The sequence below is a fragment of the Streptomyces sp. NPDC056628 genome (assembly GCF_042792555.1).
Lineage (GTDB): Bacteria > Actinomycetota > Actinomycetes > Streptomycetales > Streptomycetaceae > Streptomyces.
The window spans coordinates 255427-278094 of the sequence record NZ_JBHTWG010000006.1; the positions used below are offsets into that span (position 1 = coordinate 255427).

At 71.8% G+C, this 22668-nt stretch carries 19 protein-coding genes; 11 read left to right on the forward strand and 8 right to left on the reverse strand.

What is annotated here, in order from left to right; translation table 11 throughout:
• Window positions 1–37 precede the first annotated feature (37 nt).
• Window positions 38–1195: a cystathionine gamma-synthase gene (locus tag ACFRAC_RS11775; protein WP_382923654.1), complete on the forward strand. Its 1158-nt coding sequence runs from the start codon at window positions 38–40 to the stop codon at window positions 1193–1195.
• A gap of 8 nt (window positions 1196–1203) precedes the next feature.
• On the opposite strand, the gene ACFRAC_RS11780 is transcribed toward ACFRAC_RS11775, so the two are convergent.
• From ACFRAC_RS11780 to ACFRAC_RS11790, 3 genes are all read right to left on the reverse strand, one after another.
• The gene (locus ACFRAC_RS11780; RefSeq protein ID WP_382923656.1) at window positions 1204–1455 is read right to left on the reverse strand and encodes a hypothetical protein; all 252 of its coding nucleotides are present in this window, start codon (window positions 1453–1455) and stop codon (window positions 1204–1206) included.
• On the reverse strand, window positions 1452–1946 hold the full coding sequence (locus ACFRAC_RS11785; RefSeq protein WP_382923748.1) for a sigma factor-like helix-turn-helix DNA-binding protein: 495 nt from the start codon (window positions 1944–1946) through the stop codon (window positions 1452–1454). Before ACFRAC_RS11785 ends, ACFRAC_RS11780 begins: the two co-directional genes overlap by 4 nt.
• A gap of 201 nt (window positions 1947–2147) precedes the next feature.
• Window positions 2148–2657, reverse strand: coding sequence for a MarR family transcriptional regulator (locus ACFRAC_RS11790; protein WP_361345246.1), 510 nt, complete (start codon window positions 2655–2657; stop codon window positions 2148–2150).
• 163 nt (window positions 2658–2820) lie between these two features.
• On the opposite strand from ACFRAC_RS11790, the gene ilvA reads away from it, so the two are divergent.
• From ilvA to ACFRAC_RS11805, 3 genes are all read left to right on the forward strand, one after another.
• Window positions 2821–4050, forward strand: a complete 1230-nt coding sequence (gene ilvA / locus ACFRAC_RS11795; RefSeq protein ID WP_382923658.1) for a threonine ammonia-lyase — start codon at window positions 2821–2823, stop codon at window positions 4048–4050.
• A 183-nt stretch (window positions 4051–4233) separates the two neighbouring features.
• Window positions 4234–5214 carry an ATP-binding cassette domain-containing protein gene (locus tag ACFRAC_RS11800; RefSeq protein WP_382923660.1) on the forward strand — a complete coding sequence of 327 codons (981 nt, stop codon included), beginning with the start codon at window positions 4234–4236 and terminating at the stop codon, window positions 5212–5214.
• Complete coding sequence (locus tag ACFRAC_RS11805; RefSeq protein WP_382923662.1) at window positions 5211–6011, forward strand: ABC transporter permease; 801 nt, start codon at window positions 5211–5213, stop codon at window positions 6009–6011. Before ACFRAC_RS11800 ends, ACFRAC_RS11805 begins: the two co-directional genes overlap by 4 nt.
• Window positions 6012–6097: 86 nt before the next feature.
• Here the strand turns inward: ACFRAC_RS11805 and greA are convergent, their stop codons facing one another.
• Window positions 6098–6598: a transcription elongation factor GreA gene (greA, locus tag ACFRAC_RS11810; RefSeq protein ID WP_382923664.1), complete on the reverse strand. Its 501-nt coding sequence runs from the start codon at window positions 6596–6598 to the stop codon at window positions 6098–6100.
• 211 nt (window positions 6599–6809) lie between these two features.
• Window positions 6810–7208: a DUF4307 domain-containing protein gene (locus ACFRAC_RS11815; protein ID WP_382923666.1), complete on the reverse strand. Its 399-nt coding sequence runs from the start codon at window positions 7206–7208 to the stop codon at window positions 6810–6812.
• A gap of 148 nt (window positions 7209–7356) precedes the next feature.
• On the opposite strand from ACFRAC_RS11815, the gene mca reads away from it, so the two are divergent.
• Both mca and ACFRAC_RS11825 read left to right on the forward strand, forming a co-directional pair.
• Window positions 7357–8238: a mycothiol conjugate amidase Mca gene (gene mca / locus ACFRAC_RS11820; RefSeq protein ID WP_382923668.1), complete on the forward strand. Its 882-nt coding sequence runs from the start codon at window positions 7357–7359 to the stop codon at window positions 8236–8238.
• Window positions 8231–8494 (forward strand): hypothetical protein, encoded by a 264-nt coding sequence (locus ACFRAC_RS11825; protein ID WP_382923670.1) that lies wholly within the window; start codon window positions 8231–8233, stop codon window positions 8492–8494. The genes mca and ACFRAC_RS11825 overlap by 8 nt, the downstream gene beginning before the upstream one ends.
• A 22-nt stretch (window positions 8495–8516) precedes the next feature.
• On the opposite strand, the gene ACFRAC_RS11830 is transcribed toward ACFRAC_RS11825, so the two are convergent.
• Window positions 8517–11717, reverse strand: a complete 3201-nt coding sequence (locus ACFRAC_RS11830; RefSeq protein WP_382923672.1) for a tetratricopeptide repeat protein — start codon at window positions 11715–11717, stop codon at window positions 8517–8519.
• A 212-nt stretch (window positions 11718–11929) separates the two neighbouring features.
• On the opposite strand from ACFRAC_RS11830, the gene ACFRAC_RS11835 reads away from it, so the two are divergent.
• The 5 genes from ACFRAC_RS11835 (at window position 11930) to ACFRAC_RS11855 (ending at window position 20661) form a co-directional block, all read left to right on the forward strand.
• The gene (locus tag ACFRAC_RS11835; protein ID WP_382923674.1) at window positions 11930–13963 is read left to right on the forward strand and encodes a thioredoxin domain-containing protein; all 2034 of its coding nucleotides are present in this window, start codon (window positions 11930–11932) and stop codon (window positions 13961–13963) included.
• Window positions 13964–14154: 191 nt separating this feature from the next.
• Window positions 14155–15432 carry a glycosyltransferase gene (locus ACFRAC_RS11840; RefSeq protein ID WP_382923676.1) on the forward strand — a complete coding sequence of 426 codons (1278 nt, stop codon included), beginning with the start codon at window positions 14155–14157 and terminating at the stop codon, window positions 15430–15432.
• The gene (locus ACFRAC_RS11845; protein WP_382923678.1) at window positions 15429–17075 is read left to right on the forward strand and encodes an ArnT family glycosyltransferase; all 1647 of its coding nucleotides are present in this window, start codon (window positions 15429–15431) and stop codon (window positions 17073–17075) included. The genes ACFRAC_RS11840 and ACFRAC_RS11845 overlap by 4 nt, the downstream gene beginning before the upstream one ends.
• Window positions 17072–18259: a glycosyltransferase gene (locus ACFRAC_RS11850; protein ID WP_382923680.1), complete on the forward strand. Its 1188-nt coding sequence runs from the start codon at window positions 17072–17074 to the stop codon at window positions 18257–18259. Before ACFRAC_RS11845 ends, ACFRAC_RS11850 begins: the two co-directional genes overlap by 4 nt.
• Window positions 18256–20661 (forward strand): galactose oxidase-like domain-containing protein, encoded by a 2406-nt coding sequence (locus tag ACFRAC_RS11855; RefSeq protein ID WP_382923682.1) that lies wholly within the window; start codon window positions 18256–18258, stop codon window positions 20659–20661. Before ACFRAC_RS11850 ends, ACFRAC_RS11855 begins: the two co-directional genes overlap by 4 nt.
• On the opposite strand, the gene ACFRAC_RS11860 is transcribed toward ACFRAC_RS11855, so the two are convergent.
• Entirely contained in the window at window positions 20658–21389 is a 732-nt protein-coding gene (locus ACFRAC_RS11860; RefSeq protein WP_382923684.1) for a Mut7-C RNAse domain-containing protein, read from the reverse strand. The two genes, ACFRAC_RS11855 and ACFRAC_RS11860, sit on opposite strands and share 4 nt — an antisense overlap.
• A gap of 302 nt (window positions 21390–21691) precedes the next feature.
• A complete protein-coding gene (locus ACFRAC_RS11865; protein WP_382923686.1) occupies window positions 21692–22438 on the reverse strand; it encodes a hemolysin III family protein in 747 nt (248 codons plus the stop codon).
• Between the last annotated feature and the right edge of the window lie 230 nt (window positions 22439–22668).

Here is a 22668-nt window from a genome sequence, read left to right on the forward strand (position 1 = left end):
CCGCATCCCGGGCCCGGGCGCACTACCCTCGGTCCCCATGAGCGACAGGCACATCAGTCAGCACTTCGAGACCCTCGCGATCCACGCGGGCAACACCGCCGATCCCCTGACCGGCGCGGTCGTCCCGCCGATCTACCAGGTCTCGACCTACAAGCAGGACGGCGTGGGCGGCCTGCGCGGCGGCTACGAGTACAGCCGCAGCGCCAACCCGACCCGCACGGCCCTTGAGGAGAACCTCGCCGCCCTGGAGGGCGGCCGCCGCGGCCTCGCGTTCGCGTCCGGACTGGCGGCCGAGGACTGCCTGTTGCGTACGCTGCTCAGCCCCGGCGACCACGTGGTCATCCCGAACGACGCCTACGGCGGCACGTTCCGCCTCTTCGCGAAGGTCGTCGCCCGCTGGGGCGTGGAGTGGTCGGTGGCCGACACCTCCGACCCGGCCGCCGTACGGGCCGCGATCACCCCGAAGACCAAGGTGATCTGGGTGGAGACCCCCTCCAACCCGCTGCTCGGCATCACCGACATCGCCGCCGTCGCCCACGTGGCGCGGGACGCGGGCGCCCGGCTCGTCGTCGACAACACCTTCGCGACGCCGTACCTCCAGCAGCCGCTGTCCCTCGGCGCGGACGTCGTGGTGCACTCCCTGACCAAGTACATGGGCGGCCACTCCGACGTCGTCGGCGGCGCGCTGATCGCCGCCGACGCCGAGCTGGGTGAGGAGCTCGCGTTCCACCAGAACGCGATGGGCGCGGTCGCCGGCCCCTTCGACTCGTGGCTGGTGCTGCGCGGCGCCAAGACGCTGTCGGTGCGCATGGACCGGCACAGCGAGAACGCCACGAAGATCGCCGACATGCTCACCCGGCACCCGCGCGTGACGAGCGTCCTGTACCCGGGGCTGCCCGAGCACCCCGGCCACGAGGTCGCCGCCAAGCAGATGCGGGCCTTCGGCGGCATGATCTCCTTCCGCGTCGAGGGCGGCGAGCAGGCGGCCGTCGAGGTCTGCAACCGTGCCCAGGTCTTCACGCTGGGCGAGTCCCTCGGCGGCGTCGAGTCCCTGATCGAGCACCCCGGCCGGATGACCCACGCCTCCGTGGCCGGCTCGGCCCTGGAGGTCCCGGCCGACCTGGTCCGCCTCTCGGTGGGCATCGAGAACGTCGACGACCTGGCCGAGGACCTCAAGCAGGCGCTCGAGCGGTAGGCGGCATCTCACCAGCCGGTGAGCGGTGGAGTCGTCTCCGACGGCGGCTCCACCCACGGCTGGGCGGTGAGCGCCCACACGGTGAACGCCACCGCCGCGGCGCACAGCAGCAGCCACATCAGCCGGACGGCGGCCCGGTGGCGCCACAGCAGGCGCTCGCCGCGCCGCACGACCTCCGGGTACAGCTCCGGCGGCACCCGCGGGGGCGGCGCGGCCTCCATGACCTGCCGTGCGGCGGCCTCCCGCCGAACCCGGTTCACCGCGCCACCGCCTTCGCCCCGAGCACGGGGGGAGCGGCCTCGCGCGGCCGGTGCAGCAACGTGGCGGTCGCCCGCGAGCAGATCACCTCGACGCGCTCCCTGGGCAGCCCCAGCAGCGCCGCCGTCTGCTCCTCGCCGACCCCCTCGTACAGCCGCAGCACCAGCACCAGACGTTCCCTCGGGGAGAGCCGGGCGAGCGGGCTGTCCGGGTGCGGGCGGCTGCGGCCCAGCGCGCCCGGACCGCCGTACCGGTGCCAGACCGAGCGCGCGAACCGGGTGGCCAGCTCCTGCCGCGCGACGCCGTAGGGGTCCTCGCCGCGCAGCCGGTCCCAGCACGCGTATGTGTGCGCGAGCGAAAGCGTCAGCAGGCGACACGCGCGCGGATTGTCGTCCCGCGACTCGCCGGTGAGCAGGGTCGCGGTGTGCAGCAGGCGTCCCGCCGCGCCCGCGACGAACGCCTCGAACTCACGGCGGCGGGCGTCGCCGAGCATGTGCCGTCGTCCCACCGCCCCTCCCGCCGGACCGCGTGCCGAGGACCGCCCCCGCCGGCCGCACGGCACGTCTGCCGTGCGTCAGGAGGGCCCGGTCTCATGGGAAGCCAGCGGTGGCCCGGGGGTCAAGAGCCGGGAGCCGTCCTCCCGGCACACGCGGGTGCCCGCCCGCGCGTGAGGGCCCCCCTCCCGGGCTCCGGCTCAGGAGGCGCCGGGCGTCTCCGCGGCCGTGCCCACCGACTGGGGGGCCATCCGCGCCGACAGCGCGACGTTGAAGCGGGTGAGCAGCGAGCAGAACGCCTCGCGCTCCTCCGGCGCCCAGTCCTCCGTCAGTTCGGCCATCAACTGACGGCGCGACGCCCGCACTTCCTCCAGCCGGGACTGCCCGCGCGGGGAGAGCTGGAGCACGACCGCGCGCCCGTCCTCCGGATGAGAGGTGCGCTTGACGAGACCCGTGTCGACCAGCGGGGCGACCTGCCGGGTGACCGTCGACGAGTCGATCCCCATGCTCGCCGCGAGCGCCTTGACGCCCATGGGGCCTTCCTTGTGCAGACGGTTGAGCAGCAGGTACGCGGCGCGGTCCATGGAGTTGCGCACGTGGCCGACCCCACCGAGGCGGGTCTGTTCGGCACGGCGGGCGAACACCGCCACCTCGTGCTGCAGCGTGTCGAGGAGACCGCTGTCAGCGACGGTCGTCATGTCCGTCGACATGTCAGGTGTTGTGGGCATGGCCGGAGGCTCACTTCATGAAGGGGGTGCTGGGTTGGGGGACAGGGTACGCGGCCGGGACGCGGGGTGTACCGGCGCTGCGCAATCCCGTCTCGCCGCTTGGTCACACCGCAAAGTAGCGGCTGTGAACTGCGAGACTTGGAACATGAACCACCGCACGTCCGACGCGCTGCCCCCGGTCACCCTCGACGACGTGCGCGGCGCCCAGAAGATGCTGGGCGGCGTGGCCCGGGTGACGGCGATGGAGGGCAGCAGGTACCTGTCGCAGCTGGTCGGCGCCCCGGTGCACCTCAAGTGCGAGAACCTCCAGCGGACCGGCTCGTTCAAGCTGCGCGGTGCCTACGTGCGGATCGCCGGGCTGCTCCCCGAGGAGCGGGCCGCGGGCGTCGTGGCCGCCAGCGCCGGCAACCACGCGCAGGGCGTCGCCCTCGCGTCCTCGCTGCTCGGGGTGCGGTCCACGGTGTTCATGCCCCAGGGCGCCCCGATGCCCAAGATCAGCGCCACCCGTGACTACGGCGCCGAGGTGCGCCTGCACGGCCAGGTGGTCGACGAGACGCTGGCCGCCGCCCAGGAGTACGCGGCCGAGACCGGCGCGGTGTTCATCCACCCCTTCGACCACCCGGACGTCATCGCCGGTCAGGGCACGGTCGGGCTGGAGATCCTGGAGCAGTGCCCGGAGGTGCGCACCGTCGTCGTCGGCATCGGCGGGGGAGGGCTCGCGGCCGGGATCGCGACGGCGCTGAAGACGCTCCGCCCGGACGTGCGGATCGTGGGCGTGCAGGCGGCGGGCGCGGCGGCCTACCCGCCCTCGCTGGCGGCGGGGCGTCCGATGCCGGTCGAGCACCCGGCGACGATGGCGGACGGCATCAAGGTGGGCCGGCCCGGCGACGTGCCGTTCCGGATCATCGGCGACCTGGTGGACGAGGTCCGCACGGTCACCGAGGACGAGCTGGCCGCCGCCCTGCTGCTGTGCCTGGAGCGGGCCAAGCTGGTCGTGGAGCCGGCCGGGGCGAGCCCGGTCGCCGCGCTGCTGAGCGACCCGGGCGCCTTCGAGGGCCCCGTCGTCGCCGTGCTCTCCGGCGGCAACGTCGACCCGGTGCTGCTCCAGCGCGTCCTGCGGCACGGCATGGCCGCGCAGGGCCGCTACCTGGCCGTACGCCTGCGGCTGACGGACCGGCCGGGCGCGCTCGCCTCGCTTCTCGGGGCGTTGTCAGTGGTGGACGCTAACGTCCTCGACGTGAGCCACGTCCGGACCGATCCACGGCTCGGGCTCACGGAGGCGGAGGTCGAGCTGCACCTGGAGACCAAGGGGCGCGAGCACTGCGCCGAGGTCGGCGAGGCGCTGCGCGCGGCGGGCTACACCGTCATCGGCTGAGCCGGCCGTCGCGGCCCGGGCACCGGCCGAACGCTCCTCGGACCCTCGGGTCACTCGTTCGGGAAACCCATTGAGAGACGCGATACATCGCGTTATGGTGTGTCCCGTGAATCCGCCATCGAGCGGCATGAAAAGTGCAAACCTTAAGCTTTCCGAACTTTCCCCGACGACGTGGAGATCCATATGCCAGGCGCCATCTACGCCGAAGGCCTGGTGAAGACCTTCGGTGACGTAAGGGCTCTGGACGGCGTCGACCTCGACGTACCCGAGGGCACGGTCCTCGGTCTGCTCGGGCCGAACGGCGCGGGCAAGACGACGACTGTCCGCTGCCTGACGACCCTGCTGCGCCCCGACAGCGGCAAGGCGGTCGTCGCGGGGCTCGACGTCCTGCGCCAGCCCGACGACGTACGCCGCTCCATCGGCCTGTCCGGCCAGTTCGCGGCGGTCGACGAATACCTGACCGGCCGGGAGAACCTCCAGATGGTCGGCCAGCTCTACCAGATGAAGGCGAAGCCGGCGAAGGCCCGCGCGACCGAGCTGCTGGAGCAGTTCGACCTCGCCGACGCCGCCGACCGGCCCGCCAAGACCTACTCGGGCGGCATGCGCCGCCGGCTCGACCTCGCGGCGGCCCTGGTGGTCTCCCCACCCGTGATGTTCATGGACGAGCCGACGACCGGCCTCGACCCGCGCAACCGCCAGCTGCTCTGGGAGGTCATCAAGCGCCTGGTCTCCGCCGGCACGACGCTGCTGCTGACGACCCAGTACCTGGAGGAGGCCGACCACCTCGCGCACGAGATCGCCGTCGTCGACCACGGCCGGGTGATCGCCAAGGGCACCTCCGACGCGCTCAAGGCCCGCACCGGCGGCGAGCGCGTCGAGGTCGTCGTGCACGAGCGCGAGGCCATACAGCCCGCGTCCGAGGTACTGCGTGGCTTCGGCAAGGGCGAGACCACCGTCGAGGACCACATGCGCAAGCTCACCGTGCCGGTGACCGGCGGCGCCAAGCTCCTCGCCGAGGTCATCCGCGAACTCGACGCCCGGGGCATCGAGATCGACGACATCGGCCTGCGCCGCCCCACTCTCGACGACGTCTTCCTGTCCCTGACCGGACATGTCGCCGAGGCCAAGAGCGAGGAGAACGGCAAGGAGGAGACGGCCAAGTGAGCGCCATCAACGATTCCGCGGTCATCGCCCGCAGAAACCTGATCCGCATGGCCCGGATCCCCGAGATGCTCATCTTCGGGCTCATCCAGCCGATCATGTTCGTGGTGCTGTTCACCTATGTGTTCGGCGGCTCGATCCAGGTCGGCTCGTCCAGCTCCACCCAGGCCTATCGCGAGTTCCTGATGGCCGGCATCTTCGCCCAGACCGTCACCTTCGCCACCGCGGGCGCGGGAGCCGGTATCGCGGACGACATGCACAAGGGCCTGATCGACCGCTTCCGCTCCCTGCCCATGGCCCGCGGCGCGGTCCTGACCGGCCGCACCCTCGCCGACCTGGTGCAGACCGCGCTCACCCTCGTCGTCCTCGCGGTCGTCGCCGTGATCGTCGGCTGGCGCACGCACGAGAACGCGGGGAAGGTCCTCGCCGGCTTCGCACTGCTCCTGCTCCTCGGGTACGCGTTCTCCTGGATCGGCGCGCTCATCGGCCTGTCCGTGCGCACCCCAGAGGCGGCGACCTCGGGCGGTCTGATCTGGCTGTTCCCGCTGACGTTCATCTCGAACGCCTTCGTGGACGCCAACCAGATGCCCACCTTCCTGCGGCACATCGCGGAATGGAACCCGTTCAGCGCCACCGTGCAGGCCTGCCGGGAGCTGTTCGGCAACCTTCCCCCGGGCTTCGAGGCACCCGACGCATGGCCCATGCAGCACCCGGTGTGGGCATCGCTGATCTGGTCGGTCCTGATCATCGCGGTCTTCCGCACCCTGGCCGTCCGCAAGTACCGCTCCGCGACGGCGTGACGGACGCGGGGCACCGCCCCGGACGCGACGAAGCCCCCGGTGCCGTGCGGCGCCGGGGGCTCTCGGGAAAAGGCGAAGGGGCCGGGTCAGCCGCTGTAGGGCTCGGCCTTCAGGATCCGCACGGAGGCCTTCTTGCCGTTGGGCAGCTCGTACTCCGCGTCCTCACCGACCTTGTGGCCGATCACGCCGGAGCCCAGCGGGGACTGCGGCGAGTACGTCTCGATCTCCGAGCTCGCGTACTCACGGGAGGCCAGCAGGAAGGTCATCGTGTCGTCCTCGTCGCCGTCGAAGGCGATCGTCACGACCATCCCGGGGGCCACCGCGCCGTCCGCCGACGCCGGAGCCTCTCCGACCTTGGCGTTCTCCAGGAGCTGGGTCAGCTGGCGCACGCGGAGCTCCTGCTTGCCCTGCTCCTCCTTGGCCGCGTGGTACCCGCCGTTCTCCCGCAGGTCCCCCTCCTCGCGCGCCGCCGCGATCTTGGCTGCGATCTCCGTGCGCGCAGGACCAGACAGGTACTCCAGCTCGGCCTTGAGCTGGTTGTACGCCTCCTGGGTCAGCCAGGTGACGTTCTCGCTGGTCTGGGTCACAGGTGCTCCTCGTCGGTACTGGGAATACAAAGCATCGCCCTACCCAAGAAGACTGTTCCTTCACGGAAGGGCGAAACCACGAGCCTAACAATTGGATGCCCGAAGGGGGAGGACATAAGCCACCAGATTTACATCGCCGCAGGTCAAAGACTATGTATTCCGGACGAATTTGGTCAGTGTCGAGCGTCTTCGCCCCGGTGCGCCGGCGCCGTCAGTCGGCGTGGCAGCCGAGCAGCTCGGCCGTCGTCCCCCGGGCCGTCGTACGCAGTGTGACGACCTTGTCGATCCGGGTGTCGTCCCCGTCGAACCGGAAGTCCGCCCGGCCCACCTCGGCGCCGCTCCGCGCCTGCGACCGCAGGGTGCAGTAGCCGGAGACCCCGGCGTCCTTGCGGACCTCCAGATGCACATCCACCGCGTCCTTGCGGACGTCGAACTCGATCACCTCGGCGCTGATCTCGTTCTGCCCGACGTAGTGGTAGCCGAAGTACCCGACCAGCGCCAGCAGCAGCACCCCGAGCACCCCGCCGACGACCTTGAGCGTGCGGTCCGCGCGCGCGTCCGAGGAACGGCCGTAACGGCCCTCGGGCGGTCGCGTGCCCACCGTACTCATTGATCGTCCTCCCGGCCGGAGCGGAACGGATGTCCCGAAACAGGGCCCCCGGGCCGTACCCCGGAATTATCCGCCCCCCGATTCGGTCACTATAGAAGCCGCCGATCGCACCGGGGCACGCCGGGGCGCCGACTACGAGGATTGAGTCTTGACTGACCAGCTGCGACTGATGGCCGTCCACGCGCACCCCGACGACGAGTCGAGCAAGGGTGCGGCGACCATGGCGAAGTACGTGTCCGAGGGGGTGGACGTGCTGGTCGTGACCTGCACGGGCGGGGAGCGCGGCTCCATCCTCAATCCGAAGCTCCAGGGCGACAAGTACGTCGAGGAGCACATCCACGAGGTACGCAAGAAGGAGATGGACGAGGCCCGCCAGATCCTCGGCGTGAAGCAGGAGTGGCTCGGCTTCGTCGACTCCGGCCTGCCCGAGGGCGACCCGCTGCCCCCGCTCCCCGAGGGCTGCTTCGCCCTGGAGGACGTCGACAAGGCGGCCGGCGAGCTGGTGAAGCAGATCCGCTCGTTCCGCCCGCAGGTGATCACCACCTACGACGAGAACGGCGGCTACCCGCACCCCGACCACATCATGACCCACAAGATCTCGATGGTGGCCTTCGAGGGCGCGGCGGACACCGAGAAGTACCCGGAAGGCGAGTTCGGCCCGGCGTACCAGCCGCAGAAGCTCTACTACAACCAGGGCTTCAACCGCCCCCGCACCGAGGCCCTGCACCGCGCCATGCTCGACCGCGGCCTGGAGTCGCCGTACGGGGACTGGCTCAAGCGCTGGGACGAGTTCGAGCGGGTCGAGCGCACGCTCACCACGCACGTCCCGTGCGCGGAGTTCTTCGAGATCCGCGACAAGGCGCTGATCGCCCACGCCACCCAGATCGACCCCGACGGCGGCTGGTTCCGCGTCCCGCTCGACCTCCAGAAGGAGGTCTGGCCGACCGAGGAGTACGAGCTGGCGAAGTCCCTCGTCGCCACCTCCCTCCCCGAGGACGACCTCTTCGCGGGCATCCGGGACAATGCCTGACATGACCGCAAGCGCAAGCCTGGCAATGACCCACCTCGCCACCCTCGCCAAGGAGGTGGACGAGGACAAGGTCACCCCCGGCGTCCTCGGCTTCATCGTCTTCGCCGTGATGGCCCTGGCGGTGTGGGCGCTGATGAAGTCGATGAACCGGCACATGAGCCGGGTCGAGTTCACGGAGGCCCCCGACCCGAAGGCCGACGCCACCGCCGACGCCACCGGGACGACGACGGGCGCGGACGGGCGCAAGCAGGACTGACGGCGTCGCGCCGACGGCCCCGTCAGCGCGGGGCCGCCGACGCGACACCCATGACCTCTCGCGCATGGCGGTTCGGCACCATGCCGAGCCGCCATGCCTGCCACCCCGCCTCCAGCTCCACGCCCCGCTCCAGCAGCAGCCGGTACGCCTCCAGACACTCCGCCAGCCTGCCGTCCCGCAGCGGATGCCCCGACCGTGCCAGCTGCGCCAGCTCCTCCAGCGCCACCGCCGTACCCACCTCCACCCCGCCCGGAGCCGCGTACGGCAGCAGCGTGCAGCGCAGAAAACGCGCCCAGTCCCCACCGCGCAGATCCCCATAGGACGCGAACAGCGTCACCGCCTCGTCGCACAGCGCCAGCGCCTGCCGCGTGCGGGCGTTCCCGCCGTCCACCACCGCCAGCTCCAGGCACGTCCACGCCTCCCCGTGCGCGACACCGATGCGCTGGAAGTCGGCGCGCGCGTCCACCAGGAGCTGCCGCGCGAAGCCGGAGTTGCGCAGCGACCCCGTCTGCACCGCCCGCTGGTCACGCGTCACCCGCGCCGAATGGTGCCGGGCACACGCCAGGCCGTACACGTCCCGCATCCGGGAGAACATCGTCCGCGACCGCTCCAGCTCCCGCACCGCCGGATCCAGGGCCCCGCTCTCCTCCAGAGCCTGCCCCAGGTAGTACACCGACCACGCCTCACCCCGCGCGTCCTCGTTGTCCCGGTGCCGGGCCGCCGCCCGCCGCAGCCCCTCCACCGCCGGCTCCGGATCACCGGCCACCAGCCGCGCCCGGGCCAGCTGCGTCAGCGCCCACGCCTCGCCCCGCGCGTCCCGCGTCCGCCCGTACAGCTCCAGAGCCGCCCGCAGATCCGCCTCCGCCGCCGGCGTGTCCCCCCTCCGCAGCTCCAGCTGGCCCAGCTGGAAGTGCGCCCACGCCTCCCCGTGCAGGGACTCACCGGCGCGGTGCAGCGCCAGCGACTCCGTCAGCAGCTCCCGGGACTCCACGACCCGGCCCCGGTCCCGCTCCACGGCCGCCAGCGCGTGCATCGTCCACGCCCGGTCCGTCGCCAGTGCCGGCTCCGCCTGCAGATCCAGCGCCTCCCGCAACCGCGCCGCCGCCTCCGTCAGATTGCCCTGGTGGTGCAGCGTGATCCCCAGCGAACACAGCGCACGCGCCGCCCCCGCGTCGTGATGCGCCTCCCGGTACAGATCCACCACCGACGCCAGCGTCGCCCGCGCCTTGTCCAGCTCACCCAGCTGCCGGGCCGCGATCCCCGTGCGCCACCGCACCGACCGCACCAGCAGCCCCTGGTCCACGGCCTGCGCCAGCTCACTGATCTCGCCCAGGCGGTACAGGTCGCCGCGCAGCAGGCAGTAGTCGCACAGCGCGCCCAGGAGACTGAGCACCGGCCCCTGGTCCACCCCCTCCGCGTGCCGCAGCGCCGCCGTGATGAAGCTCGACTCGTCGTCCAGCCAGCGCAGCGCCTCGTCCGGCGACGCGAAGCCGTGCGGACTGAACCGGTCCGAGCGGGTCGACACATTGCCGTCCACCAGCCGCAGCACCGAGTCCGCCAGCTCGGCGTAGCTCGTGATCAGCCGCTCCTGCGCCGCCGTACGCTCCGCCGGCTCCTCCTCGTCGAGGAGACGGGCGTGGGCGAACGCCCGCACCACGTCGTGCAGCCGGTAGCGGTCGCCGCGCACATGGTCGATCAGACCGGCGTCCGCCAGACCCGCCAGCAGCCGGCCCGCCTCCGCCCGGTCCGTGGCCAGCAGCGCCGCCGCGGCGGCCGCCCCCAGCGACGCACGGCCCGCCAGCGCCAGCCTGCGCAGCAGCCGCCGGCCCGTCTCGCCCTGGTCGGTGTAGCGCAGCCACAGCACCCGCTCACCCGGCTCCACCGGCCCGTACGCCCCCAGGTCGGTCGCCAGCGCGCGCGGCGATCTCGGACCCAGGGACGACCCCGCGATCCGCAGGGCCAGCGGCAGCCCGCCGCACAGCTCACGGATGCGGTCCGCCGCCCGCGCGTCGTACGGCCCCGAGGCGTCCCGCGCGACCGCCGTCAGCAGTTCCTCCGACCCCGCCGCGTCCAGCGGCCCCACCGGCAGCCGGTGCACCCGCGCCGCCGACCCCGCCGGCAGGTCCAGCGGCTCCCGGGCCGTCACCAGCACCAGACTGTCGGACCGCTCCGGCACCAGCGCGGCGACCTGCTCGGCGTCGCGCGCGTCGTCCAGGATCACCGTGACCGGCACCCCCGCCAGATGGTGGTGGTACAGCTCGCTCAGCCGCGTGACCTGCTGACCGGCCGACGCGCGCTCCCGGAACAGCAACTGCTCGCGCGGAGCGCCCAGCCGGTTCAGCAGATGCAGCAGCGCCTCCCTGGTCGTCAGCGGCGGCTCCTCCGGGCTGTCCCCGCGCAGATCCACCACGCACGCGCCCCGGAACTGGTCCTTCAGATCGTGCGCCGCCCTGACCGCCAGCGCCGTACGGCCACTGCCCGGCGGCCCGTGCAGCACGACCACCGTCGGCCGGGTCTCCGTGCTCGCCCGCCCCGCCTGCACCCACTGCCGGACCCGGGCCAGCTCCCGCCGCCGGCCCGCGAACGGCTCCGCGGGATCCGGCAGCTGCCCGAACGACTGCGCCAGCACACCGCGGCCCCGCGCCGCCGCGCTCTTGTCCGCCCCCTTCAGCCGCGGCGCCGCCGCCACCAGCCCGGTCGCCGCGCCCAGCACCCGCTGCTGGTCCAGGAACGGACGGATGCCCCGCACCTCCAGCGCCGTCAGCCACTGCAACCGCAACTGCTCGGGACCGCCCGGCTGGCCCGCCGCCCCGGCCCGGTGGTGCGCCGCGGGCAGATGGGCGCCCGCCACCTTCACCACCGCCGCCGCCGCGCCGACCACCCCCACCGTCACGCCCACACCGAACGCGGTGCCCGGCCCGGTGCCCAGCGCGAGGTCGGAGACCGTGGCCGCCAGGGCCGCGACCCCGGCCACCATCAGCGGCGTCCGCCCGCCCTCCCGCGCGAACCGCCCGCCGAACGTGAGCCGCCCGGCCTCCGCCTCGTCCAGCGCCCGTGTGTACGCCTCGTACTCCTCGGCCGCCGTCCGCGCCAGCGCGTCCAGCGACGCGCGGGCCCGCTCCGACAGCACCTGCCCGTCCACCCGCCCGCCCGAACGCCGGACCTCCTCCTCCACGGCCCGGCCCAGCAGCCGCTCCGCCTCTGCCCGGTGGCTGTCCCGCATGGCATGTCCCCCTCCGGCGGCAACTCCAGCGCCTACGAGTGTCCTTCGGCATGGACGCGAGCGCGAGAGGGCGACGATCACGACCCCCTCCAGGACCGGTGATCGCCCGAGCATCCGTACGACACCCGGACGAACACCCGAGCCCGGCCGCCGACAGGCGGAGGCGCGGACCGTCCCGGAACCGGCCGGGGGAGGTGGGGCAGGATGGGGACATGCCGAACCGACTGGCCCACGAGACGTCCCCCTACCTGCTCCAGCACGCCGACAACCCGGTGGACTGGTGGCCGTGGTCGGAAGAGGCCTTCGAGGAGGCCCGCAGAAGCGGCCGGCCGGTCCTGCTGAGCGTCGGGTACAGCAGCTGCCACTGGTGCCACGTCATGGCGCACGAGTCCTTCGAGGACGAGGCGACGGCCGACTTCCTCAACACCCACTTCGTCAGCGTCAAGGTGGACCGCGAGGAGCGTCCCGACGTGGACGCCGTCTACATGGAGGCCGTGCAGGCGGCCACCGGCCAGGGCGGCTGGCCCATGACGGTGTTCCTCACACCCGATGCCGAGCCCTTCTACTTCGGCACGTACTTCCCGCCCGCGCCCCGGCACGGGATGCCGTCCTTCCAGCAGGTGCTGGAAGGGGTCCGCAGCGCCTGGGCCGACCGGCGGGACGAGGTCGCCGAGGTCGCCGGGAAGATCGTGCGGGACCTGGCCGGACGGGAGATCTCCTACGGTGGCACCGAGGCCCCCGGCGAGCAGGAACTGGCGCAGGCGCTGCTCGGCCTCACCCGGGAGTACGACCCGCAGCGCGGGGGGTTCGGGGGCGCGCCCAAGTTCCCGCCGTCCATGGTGATCGAGTTCCTGCTGCGCCACCACGCGCGCACGGGCGCCGAGGGCGCCTTGCAGATGGCGCGGGACACCTGCGAGCGGATGGCCCGGGGCGGTATCTACGACCAGCTCGGCGGCGGTTTCGCGCGGTACTCGGTGGACCGGGACTGGGTGACCCCGCACTTCGAGAAGATGCTGTATGACAACGCCCTGCTGTGCCGGGTCTACGCGCACCTGTGGCGGGCCACCGGGTCGGATCTCGCGCGGCGGGTGGCGTTGGAGACCGCGGACTTCATGGTCCGCGAACTGCGCACGGAGCAGGGCGGGTTCGCCTCCGCGCTCGACGCCGACAGCGACGACGGGAGCGGCCGGCACGTCGAGGGCGCGTACTACGTGTGGACGCCGGAGCAGCTGCGCGAGGCGCTCGGGGACGACGACGCCGAGCCGGCCGCGCGGTACTTCGGGGTGACCGAGGAGGGCACGTTCGAGGAGGGCGCCTCGGTGCTGCAACTCCCGCAGCGGGACGAGGTGTTCGACGCCGGGCGGGTCGCGTCGGTGCGCGCCCGCCTGCTGGAGCGGCGGGCCGGGCGGCCCGCACCGGGCCGGGACGACAAGGTCGTCGCCGCGTGGAACGGCCTGGCGATCGCCGCGCTGGCCGAGACCGGCGCCTGCTTCGACCGCCCGGATCTGGTGGACGCCGCGCTCGGTGCCGCCGACCTGCTGGTGCGGGTGCATCTGGACGAGCAGGCGCGGCTGACCCGGACCAGCAAGGACGGCAGGGCCGGGGCCAACGCGGGGGTGCTGGAGGACTACGGCGATGTCGCCGAGGGCTTCCTGGCGCTGGCGTCCGTCACGGGGGAGGGTGTCTGGCTGGACTTCGCCGGGTTCCTGCTGGACCACGTGCTGACCCGGTTCGTGGACGAGGAGTCGGGCGCGCTGTACGACACGGCCGCGGACGCCGAGCGGCTGATCCGGCGGCCGCAGGACCCGACCGACAACGCGGTGCCGTCCGGGTGGAGCGCGGCGGCCGGGGCGCTGCTCGGCTATGCCGCGCACACCGGGTCCGAGCCCCATCGCCGGGCCGCCGAGCGGGCGCTGGGCGTGGTGAAGGCGCTCGGTCCGCGGGTGCCGCGGTTCGTCGGGTGGGGGCTCGCGGTGGCGGAGGCGCTGCTCGACGGGCCGCGTGAGGTCGCGGTCGTCGGTCCCGCGCTGTCGGACGAGGCGACAAAGGCGTTGCACCGGGCGGCGCTTCTGGGGACGGCGCCGGGCGCGGTGGTCGCCGTGGGGGCTGCGGAGAGTGACGAGTTCCCGTTGCTCGCCGGGCGTCCGCTGCAGCAGGGGGTGCCGGCCGCGTATGTCTGCCGTAACTTCACCTGCGACGCCCCGATCACGGATCCGGACCGGTTGCGGGAGACGCTGAGCAGCTGAAACAGGGGTCGTATCGCGGCGGTTACGTGAGTCGTGTTCGAATTGTTCACTCTCGCGTTCCGTTGTGATGAAACGCGCTCTTCATCGAAACGGCCTGCGGGCTTCACAGATCCCCCCTAATGTCTGCACAGTGCCGCGACCGGTGTGACTCACCGTCGCGACAGGGGGCATTGGGGATCTGGGGGGATCTGTTGCTGACGTCTGTCTTCATAGCCGTCGTCTCGCTGGCCTTGTTCTGGATGGCGGCTTTCACCCTGTGGTGGCAGATGCACGCGTGGCGTACGCCCGAAGTGCTCGCCTCCACCCGGTTCAGCAGACCGGACGGGGACGACCACGTGTCGTTCTCCCTGCTGCTGCCGGCCCGGCACGAACAGGCCGTGCTGGACCACACGATCCAGCGGCTGCTGGAGTCCACTCACACCGATTTCGAGATCATCGTCATCGTCGGGCACGACGACCCGGAGACCACCGAGGTGGCCGAGCGGGCCGCGGCCCGCGATCCGCGGGTCCGTGTCGTCGTCGACACGCATGAGAAGAAGAACAAGCCGAAGGCGATGAACACCGCGCTGCCGCACTGCCGCGGTGACGTCGTCGGGGTCTTCGACGCCGAGGACCAGGTCCATCCGGAGCTGCTGGCCCACGTGGACCACGCGTTCCGCACGACCGGGGCGGACGTCGTCCAGGGCGGCGTCCAGCTGATCAACTTCCACTCCAGCTGGTACAGCCTGCGCAACTGCCTGGAGTACTTCTTCTGGTTCCGCTCGCGGCTGCATCTGCACGCGCAGAAGGGGTTCATCCCGCTCGGCGGCAACACGGTCTTCGTCCGCACCGACGTGCTGCGGGTGGCCGGCGGCTGGGACCCGGACTGCCTGGCCGAGGACTGCGACCTGGGGGTCCGGCTCTCCAGTGTCGGCAAGAAGGTCGTCGTCGCCTACGACTCCGACATGGTGACCCGGGAGGAGACGCCCGGCAGTCTGATGTCGCTGCTGAAGCAGCGCACCCGCTGGAACCAGGGCTTCCTGCAGGTCTACCGGAAGAAGGACTGGAAGCAGCTGCCCACGTTCGGGCAGCGGCTGCTCGCCCGCTACACGCTGATGACGCCGTTCATGCAGGCGTTCACCGGGCTCGTCATTCCGCTGAACATCGCGATCGCGGTGTTCCTCGACGTGCCGGTGAGCATCGCGTTCATCACCTTCCTGCCGGCCGTCACCGCGCTCGTCACGTTCGTGTTCGAGATCGTCGGACTGCACGACTTCGGGCGGCAGTACGGGCTGCGGGTGCGCTTCGTCCACTATCTGAAGCTCGTCGTGGGCGGCCCCTTCTACCAGGTGCTCCTCGCCGGGGCCGCCGTGCGCGCCGTGTGGCGTGAGCAGCGCGGCCGCAACGACTGGGAGCTGACCAGCCATGTCGGCGCGCATCTGGACGCCCCCGACGTGACCCGTGACCTCCGAGAGGACGTCCCTGCGTGACCTCCACCCTTCCCGCGGTGACCACTCCGAAGGTCCCCGCGCAGCGCCGGCCTGCGTCCACGGCACGTCCGACCGGTCGAACAGCGCCGTCGCGGCTGCGTTCGTCCCGCTCCGACCTGCTCCTGTGCGGTGTCCTCCTGGTGGCGATCCTCGTCGTCCAGGGCTGGAACATCGCCGACTACCCGACCCTCAGCGACGACGAGGGCACCTATCTCGCCCAGGCCTGGGCGGTCCAGGAGGGCCGCGGCCTGGCCCACTACACCTACTGGTACGACCATCCCCCGCTCGGCTGGATACAGATCGCCGTGCTGACCTGGATCCCGGCCGCGCTGAGCCCCGAGTCGATGACCGTGGGCACCATGCGGGCCGCGATGCTCGTGGTCAGCGCGATCAGCGCGGTGCTGGTCTACGTCCTCGGGCGGCGGCTGTCCCTGCCGCGCTGGGCGGCCGGGCTCGGCATGGTGCTGTTCGGCCTGTCGCCGCTGTCGGTGGTGCTCCAGCGGGAGATCTTCCTCGACAACCTCGCGGTGATGTGGACGCTGCTGGCGTTCGCGCTGGCGGCCTCGCCGAGCCGTCATCTGTGGCACCACTTCGGCGCGGGCATCGCGGCCGCCACGGCCGTGCTGACCAAGGAGACGATGCTCTTCGTGCTGCCGGCGGTGCTGGTCACCATGTGGCGGCACAGCCACCGCGACACCCGCAAGTTCGCCGTCACCGGGGCGATCACGGCGTGCGCTCTGATCGGCCTGTCCTATCCGCTGTTCGCGCTGCTGAAGGGCGAGTTGCTGCCGGGCAGCGGGCACGTCTCGCTGTGGGACGGCGTCACCTACCAGATGACCCGGCCCGGTTCGGGCTTCATCCTGGACGAGGGCTCGGGTTCCTGGGGAGTGCTGCAGTCGTGGCTCTACTACGACCGTGTCCTCATCGTCGGCGGTCTCGCCGGTGCTCTGCTGCTGCTCGTGACCTGGCGCTGGTCGGTCACCGCCCGCGCGCTGGCCGGGCCGTCGGCCGCCGTGATGATCCTCGCCCTGGTCGCCCTGCGCCCGAGCGGCTACCTGCCGGCCATGTACGTCATCCAGGCGCTGCCGTTCCTCGCCCTGGTGCTGGCCGGCGGGACGGCCTCCGTGGCGCACGCCGTGCTGCGGCGGCGGCGCTCGGAGGGCGAGCCCCGCGCGGTCACCGGGGGCCGGTACGCCCTGGCGGCGGTGCTGACGATCGCGGCCGGCGCCTATGTCGTGCCGCGCTGGTACGACGGTGACCGCACGGCCGTCACGGCCGACGCCAACGCCCCCTACCAGGCCGCCTCGAAGTGGCTCGCCGGCGAGGTGGAGGACCCGGCGGACACCCGCGTCCTGGTCGACGACGCGCTCTGGCTCGACCTGGTGCACGCCGGGTACGAACCGGGACGGGGCGTCATCTGGTTCTACAAGGCCGACCTCGACCCGGCCGTCACCAAGACGATGCCGCGCGGCTGGAAGGACCTCGACTACGTCGTGGCGTCCCCGACGGTCCGGCGTGACGCCGTCGACCTGCCCAACGTCAGGGCGGCCATCGAGCACTCCGAGCCGGTCGCCGTGTTCGGCAGCGGCGAGGACCGTATCGAGATCCGCCAGATCCAGACTTCCGCCGGAGGCGTTCGATGACCCACGAGTACACCGTCCCCGGCCGGCTGGGCGATCCGGCCGTCGAGGCCACCGAGGTTCCCGAGCCGGGAGCCGTCACCATCGTCGTCCCGACGTTCAACGAGTCGGCGAACGTACGGCAGTTGCTGCATCAGATCACCGAGTCGGTGCCGTCCCGGCTGCCCTGCGAGGTCGTCTTCGTGGACGACTCCACCGACGACACCCCGCGGGTCATCGAGGAGGCCGCCAAGGACTGCCCGTTCCCCGTCACCGTCCTGCATCGGGACGAGCCGGTCGGCGGGCTCGGCGGCGCGGTCGTGGAGGGCATGAAGGCGGCCGGCTCGGACTGGATCGTCGTCATGGACGGCGACTGCCAGCACCCGCCGTCCCTGGTCCCGGAGCTGGTGGCCACCGGCGAGCGCGCGAACGCCGGGCTGGTGGTCGCCTCCCGGTACATCAAGGGCGGCAGCCGGGCCGGGCTCGCCGGCAGCTACCGGATCGCCGTGTCCCGGGGCGCGACCTGGCTGACCAAGGCCCTGTTCCCGCGCCGGCTGCACGGCATCAGCGACCCGATGAGCGGCTTCTTCGCGATCCGGCGCAGCGACATCGCCGCCGAGGCCCTCAAGCCGCTCGGCTACAAGATCCTGCTGGAGCTGGCGGTCCGCAGCCGCCCCCGGGCGGTCACCGAGGTGCCGTTCGTCTTCCAGGAGCGGTTCGCGGGGGAGTCCAAGTCCACCGCCGCGGAAGGACGCCGCTTCCTGCGGCACCTCGCCGGGCTGCGCACGGCCGGACCGCTGGCCCGGATGGTGGTGTTCGGGCTGATCGGGCTGACCGGCTTCGTGCCGAACCTGGCCGCGCTGTGGGCGATGACCGAGGCGGGCCTGCACTATCTGCCGGCCGAGATCATCGCCAACCAGTTCGGGGTGGCCTGGAACTTCCTGCTGATCGAGAAGCTGCTGTTCCGTGAGCGGCGCGTCCACCGGCACTGGGCCGACCGCACGATCCGGTTCGCGCTGCTCGCCAACGCCGACCTGGTGCTGCGCATCCCGCTGATCGCGCTGCTCGTCGGCCAGTTCGGGCTCGCCGTGCTGCCCGCGACGGCGCTGGCCCTCGTCATCACCTTCGTCCTGCGCTTCGTCGGTACCGAGGCGCTGGTCTATCTGCCCCGCAGGAGCCGCAGCCGCACAGCAAGGAGTACTGCATGAGATCCAGGACGAGAACGGCCCTGGTGGCCGTGATGGGCCTCACCGGAGGGCTGCTGCTCACCGCGCCCCAGCCCGCGTCCGCCGCCAACCTCGTGAAGAATCCCGGCTTCGAGACCGCGGGCGGCGACGGCATGCCGTACTGCTGGAAGAAGTCCGGGTGGGGGGACAACGACTTCTCCTTCGAGACGGTGGCCGACGCGCACTCCGGTTCGAAGGCGATGAAGGTGACGCTGACCCGCCGGACCGAGGGCGACCGCAAGGCGCTGATCACCGAGTCCGCCGCGTGCGCGCCGGTCGTCTCGGCGGGCAGGCAGTACGACCTGGGGCTCTGGTACAAGTCGACGACGCCGGACACCTCGGTCACCCTGTTCCGGCACGACGCGACCGCCGGCTGGCAGTACTGGACGGACCTGAAGACGCTGGAGATGGCGGCGGGCTGGACCGAGGCGACGGTCCGCACCCCCGAGGTGCCGGCCGGCACCGACCGGATCGCGTGGGGCGTCTCCGTCTACGGCACCGGCTCGGCCACCACCGACGACTACACGATGGACCAGGTCGCCGAGCCCGTGCCCGACCCGGTGTGCACGGGCACCGCCGAGGAGTGCGCGAACGGCCGCTGGGACGTGCTGCCCACGCGGAACCCGGTCCGCTCCATGCACTCCGTCGTCCTCAACAACGGCAAGGTGCTGCTGATCGCCGGGTCCGGCAACAGCGAGGAGCTGTTCAAGGCGGGCACGTTCACCAGCGCGGTCTACGACCCGCGGAACGGCACGTACAAGCAGATCCCCACGCCCAAGGACATGTTCTGCGCCGGGCACGTCCAGCTGAAGGACGGCCGGGTGCTCGTGATGAGCGGCAACAAGGGCTATCCGTCGGCCGACGGCAGGGTCGGCTACCAGGGCTACAAGGACTCGTACATCTTCGACCCGGTCACGGAGACCTACAGCAGGACCAACGACATGAACGACGGGCACTGGTACCCGTCGGCGACGATCCTCGGCAACGGCGACGTCATCTCCTTCGGCGGGCTGCGGGAGGACTCGACCGGTTCGGTGACGGCCGAGCTGTGGTCGGACGCCGAGCAGAAGTGGCTGGAGCTCTGGAAGGTCAACCAGACCTGGTCGTACTGGGGTCTGTACCCGTCGATGATCCTCATGCAGGACGGGCGGCTCTTCTACTCCGGCAGCCATGTCTTCGGCAACAACATCCCGGGCACGGGCGCGGCGATCTACGACTACGGCGCCAACACCGTCACCCAGGTCCCGGGCCTGCGGAAGAAGGACGAGCGCGACCAGTCGGCGAGCGTGCTGCTGCCGCCCGCGCAGGACCAGAAGGTCCTCACCATCGGCGGCGGCAACATCGACTCCAACCCGGACGCCAACCGTCTCACCGACGTCATCGACCTCAAGCAGCCGAACCCGTCGTACGTGGCCGGGCCGCCGCTCCCGCAGGGGACGGTCGACCTCGGCGCCGGCAAGGTCGCCGAGACCGGCGCCCAGGGCAAGATGTACGTCTCCGCGGTGCTGCTGCCCGACGGCAAGGTGCTGGAGACCGGTGGCGCCCTGCACAACCGGGCCGACCCGGTGTACGAGTCGTCGATCTACGACCCGGCGACCGGCACCTTCGACCCGGTGGCGGCCGACCCGGAGGAGCGCGGCTACCACTCCTCGGCGTTCCTGCTGCCCGACGGCCGGGTCATGGCGACCGGCGACAACCCGGGCAACGGCTCCTGGAACCACGACGTGTCGATCTACACCCCGCCCTATCTGCTCAAGGGCGCCCGCCCCACGATCACCTCGGTGATCGACACCGAGTGGACGTACGGCGACACCCAGCGGATCACCGTCGACCGGCCCATCGCCAAGGCCGAGCTGATCCGCCCGGCGGCCGTCACCCACTCCTCCGACCCCAACCAGCGGTTCGTCGACCTGCCGCTGTCGGTGGACGGGAACAACGTCGACCTGAACGTGACGAGCAACCCCGATCTGGCGCCGCCCGGCTGGTACATGCTCTTCGCGGTGGACGCCAACGGGGTGCCGTCGGTGGCGAAGTGGGTGCACCTGGACGGCCCGCGGGCGCTGAGCGCCAAGGACGCCTCGGCACACGTCCACGCCTTCGCCGACGACCTCGGGGGCAAGGTCACGGGCCCGGGCAAGAAGCGCACGGCGCAGAAGGTCGGCCCGGCCGTCTCCGGCTGCGACCGGCACTACGGCTCCGTCAACGTCTGTGTGCCGACGGACTTCCCGCCGGCCGTGAAGGCGACGACGAAGGCCCGCTGCGACTGGCTGAAGGACAACGACTACGGCCGGCTGAAGGTCAACGGCAAGGACGACCCGCTCCGCCTCGACCCGAACCGGGACGGCGTGGCCTGCGGAAAGGGTGATGTGAGGAGCAGGCGTTAACGCCTGCTCGCGTACTCGGCGAGGGCGCGCTCCACGATGGCTTCGAGCTGCTCGTGGTGCGCGCCCTTCCAGTAGGCGCGCCCGCACTCCGTGCACTGCGCGAAGACGTCGTACGTCCGCCGGGTGCCGCCCTCCAGCTGGTCGGCGACCTCGTCCTTGGTGGCGTCCTTCAGCAGGCCGTTGCAGGCGGTGCAGCGGGTCCAGGGACGCAGTTCCGGGCGGAAGCGGTCGAGGACGTCCCGTAGCTGCTCCTCGGGGCGGGTGCTGTAGACGTAGCCGCCGGCCCACAGCTCGCGGCGGCGCAGCAGGCCCCGGTCGCGGCTGAGCATGATCCGTCTCTCGGTGGCGGAGCGGGCGGCGAGCGCCGGGTCGCCGATGTCGGTCGACTCGTACGCGGTGTCCACGCCGAGCAGGCGCAGCCGGCGGGCGAGGGTGCCGAGGTGGACGTCGAGCAGGAAGCGCAGGGGGGCGCCGGGCACCCGCTGGGGGCGCTCGACGGGGCGCACGGTCACGGACTCGCCGGCCTGGGGCACGTGCCCGACGGGGACGGGGCGGCCGTCCACGAGGAGGGTGCCGACCTCGGTGAGCGGGACGCCCAGGGACTCCACGACATGACCGAGGGTGGAGGCGCCGTCGGTGGTGAGCACGGTGGCGCCGCGCCGCCGGGCACCGGCGACGAACAGGTGCAGCTCGGGCGCGAACTCGACGTGGATCTCGGGACCGTTCACCTCGTCAGGATGTCACGGCGGGGGGTGGGAGCCCCGGGGATTTTCCGCGGGGACGCCGTGCCCGGCGACGTCCCCGAGCGCGGTCGAGGAGGCCGGGGAGGCCGTCCTGGAAGCGGTGGTCCGCCCCGTGCAGGCTGCTCGACCGTGGTGGCCGCCCACGCCCTGTCCGGCGATCAGGGCGTGAGCGGCCCCGCGGACGGCGAGGCGCGTCTTCGTCCGCTTGCGCTCCCGCAGGTCCGCGGGGCGGGCCGTCGCGGGGATCCGTGCCGTGGCCGTGGGCCCGTTGCGGGCCCGGACGCCGGTCAGGCGTGCTGGTAGGCCACGAGGGAGATGCCGATGTAGTGCGCGATGAACGCGGCCAGCGTCAAGGAGTGGAAGACCTCGTGGAAACCGAACCAGCGCGGTGACGGGTTCGGGCGCTTGATGCCGTAGACCACGCCGCCGGCGCTGTAGAGGAGGCCGCCGACGATCACCAGGACGAGCACGGCGACGCCGCCGGTGCGCATGAAGTCCGGCAGGAAGAAGACGGCGGCCCAGCCCATCGCGATGTAGCAGGGCGTGTAGAGCCAGCGGGGCGCGCCGACCCAGAAGACCCGGAAGACGATGCCGGCCGCGGCGGCGCTCCAGATGCCCCAGAGCAGCCACTGCCCCTTGGCGCCGGGCAGGAGCAGCATCGTCAGCGGCGTGTAGGTGCCCGCGATGATCAGGAAGATGTTGGCGTGGTCGAGCCGGCGCAGGACACCGTCCATGCGCGGGCTCCAGTTGCCCCGGTGGTACAGCGCGCTCACGCCGAACAGCAGGCAGGCCGTGAGGGTGTAGATCCCGCAGGCGAGCCGGCCGCGTGGGGAGTCCGCGAGGGCGGTGAGGATCAGTCCGGCGATGAGCACGGCGGGGAACATGCCCAGGTGCAGCCAGCCGCGGAGCCTCGGTTTGATCTCCTCGCCGAGCTGCTGGGCCTGGTGGGCGATCTGATGCGGCAGGGAGGGCCCACCGGAGTCCCGGCCGGCGGCCGGCGTGTCCGTGGGCGCGTCGGGGACGGGCGTAGTCATGAGGAAATCGTACCTACGGAACCGTAAGTTATGTCGCGCGGTGGCCTGATGAGGGCCCGAAGTGTCCATCGTCTCACGGTGCCCGGGTGTGCGCGCCCGGATGAATCCACGATGGCGGATCGAAAACATCCGAATGAGTGGCGATCCTCACCCCGCTCACTTGTGACGCCCTCTGGACATATGCGCGGGCGCATCGGATGATCAAATGAGTGCGGTCGGCACCGGATGAG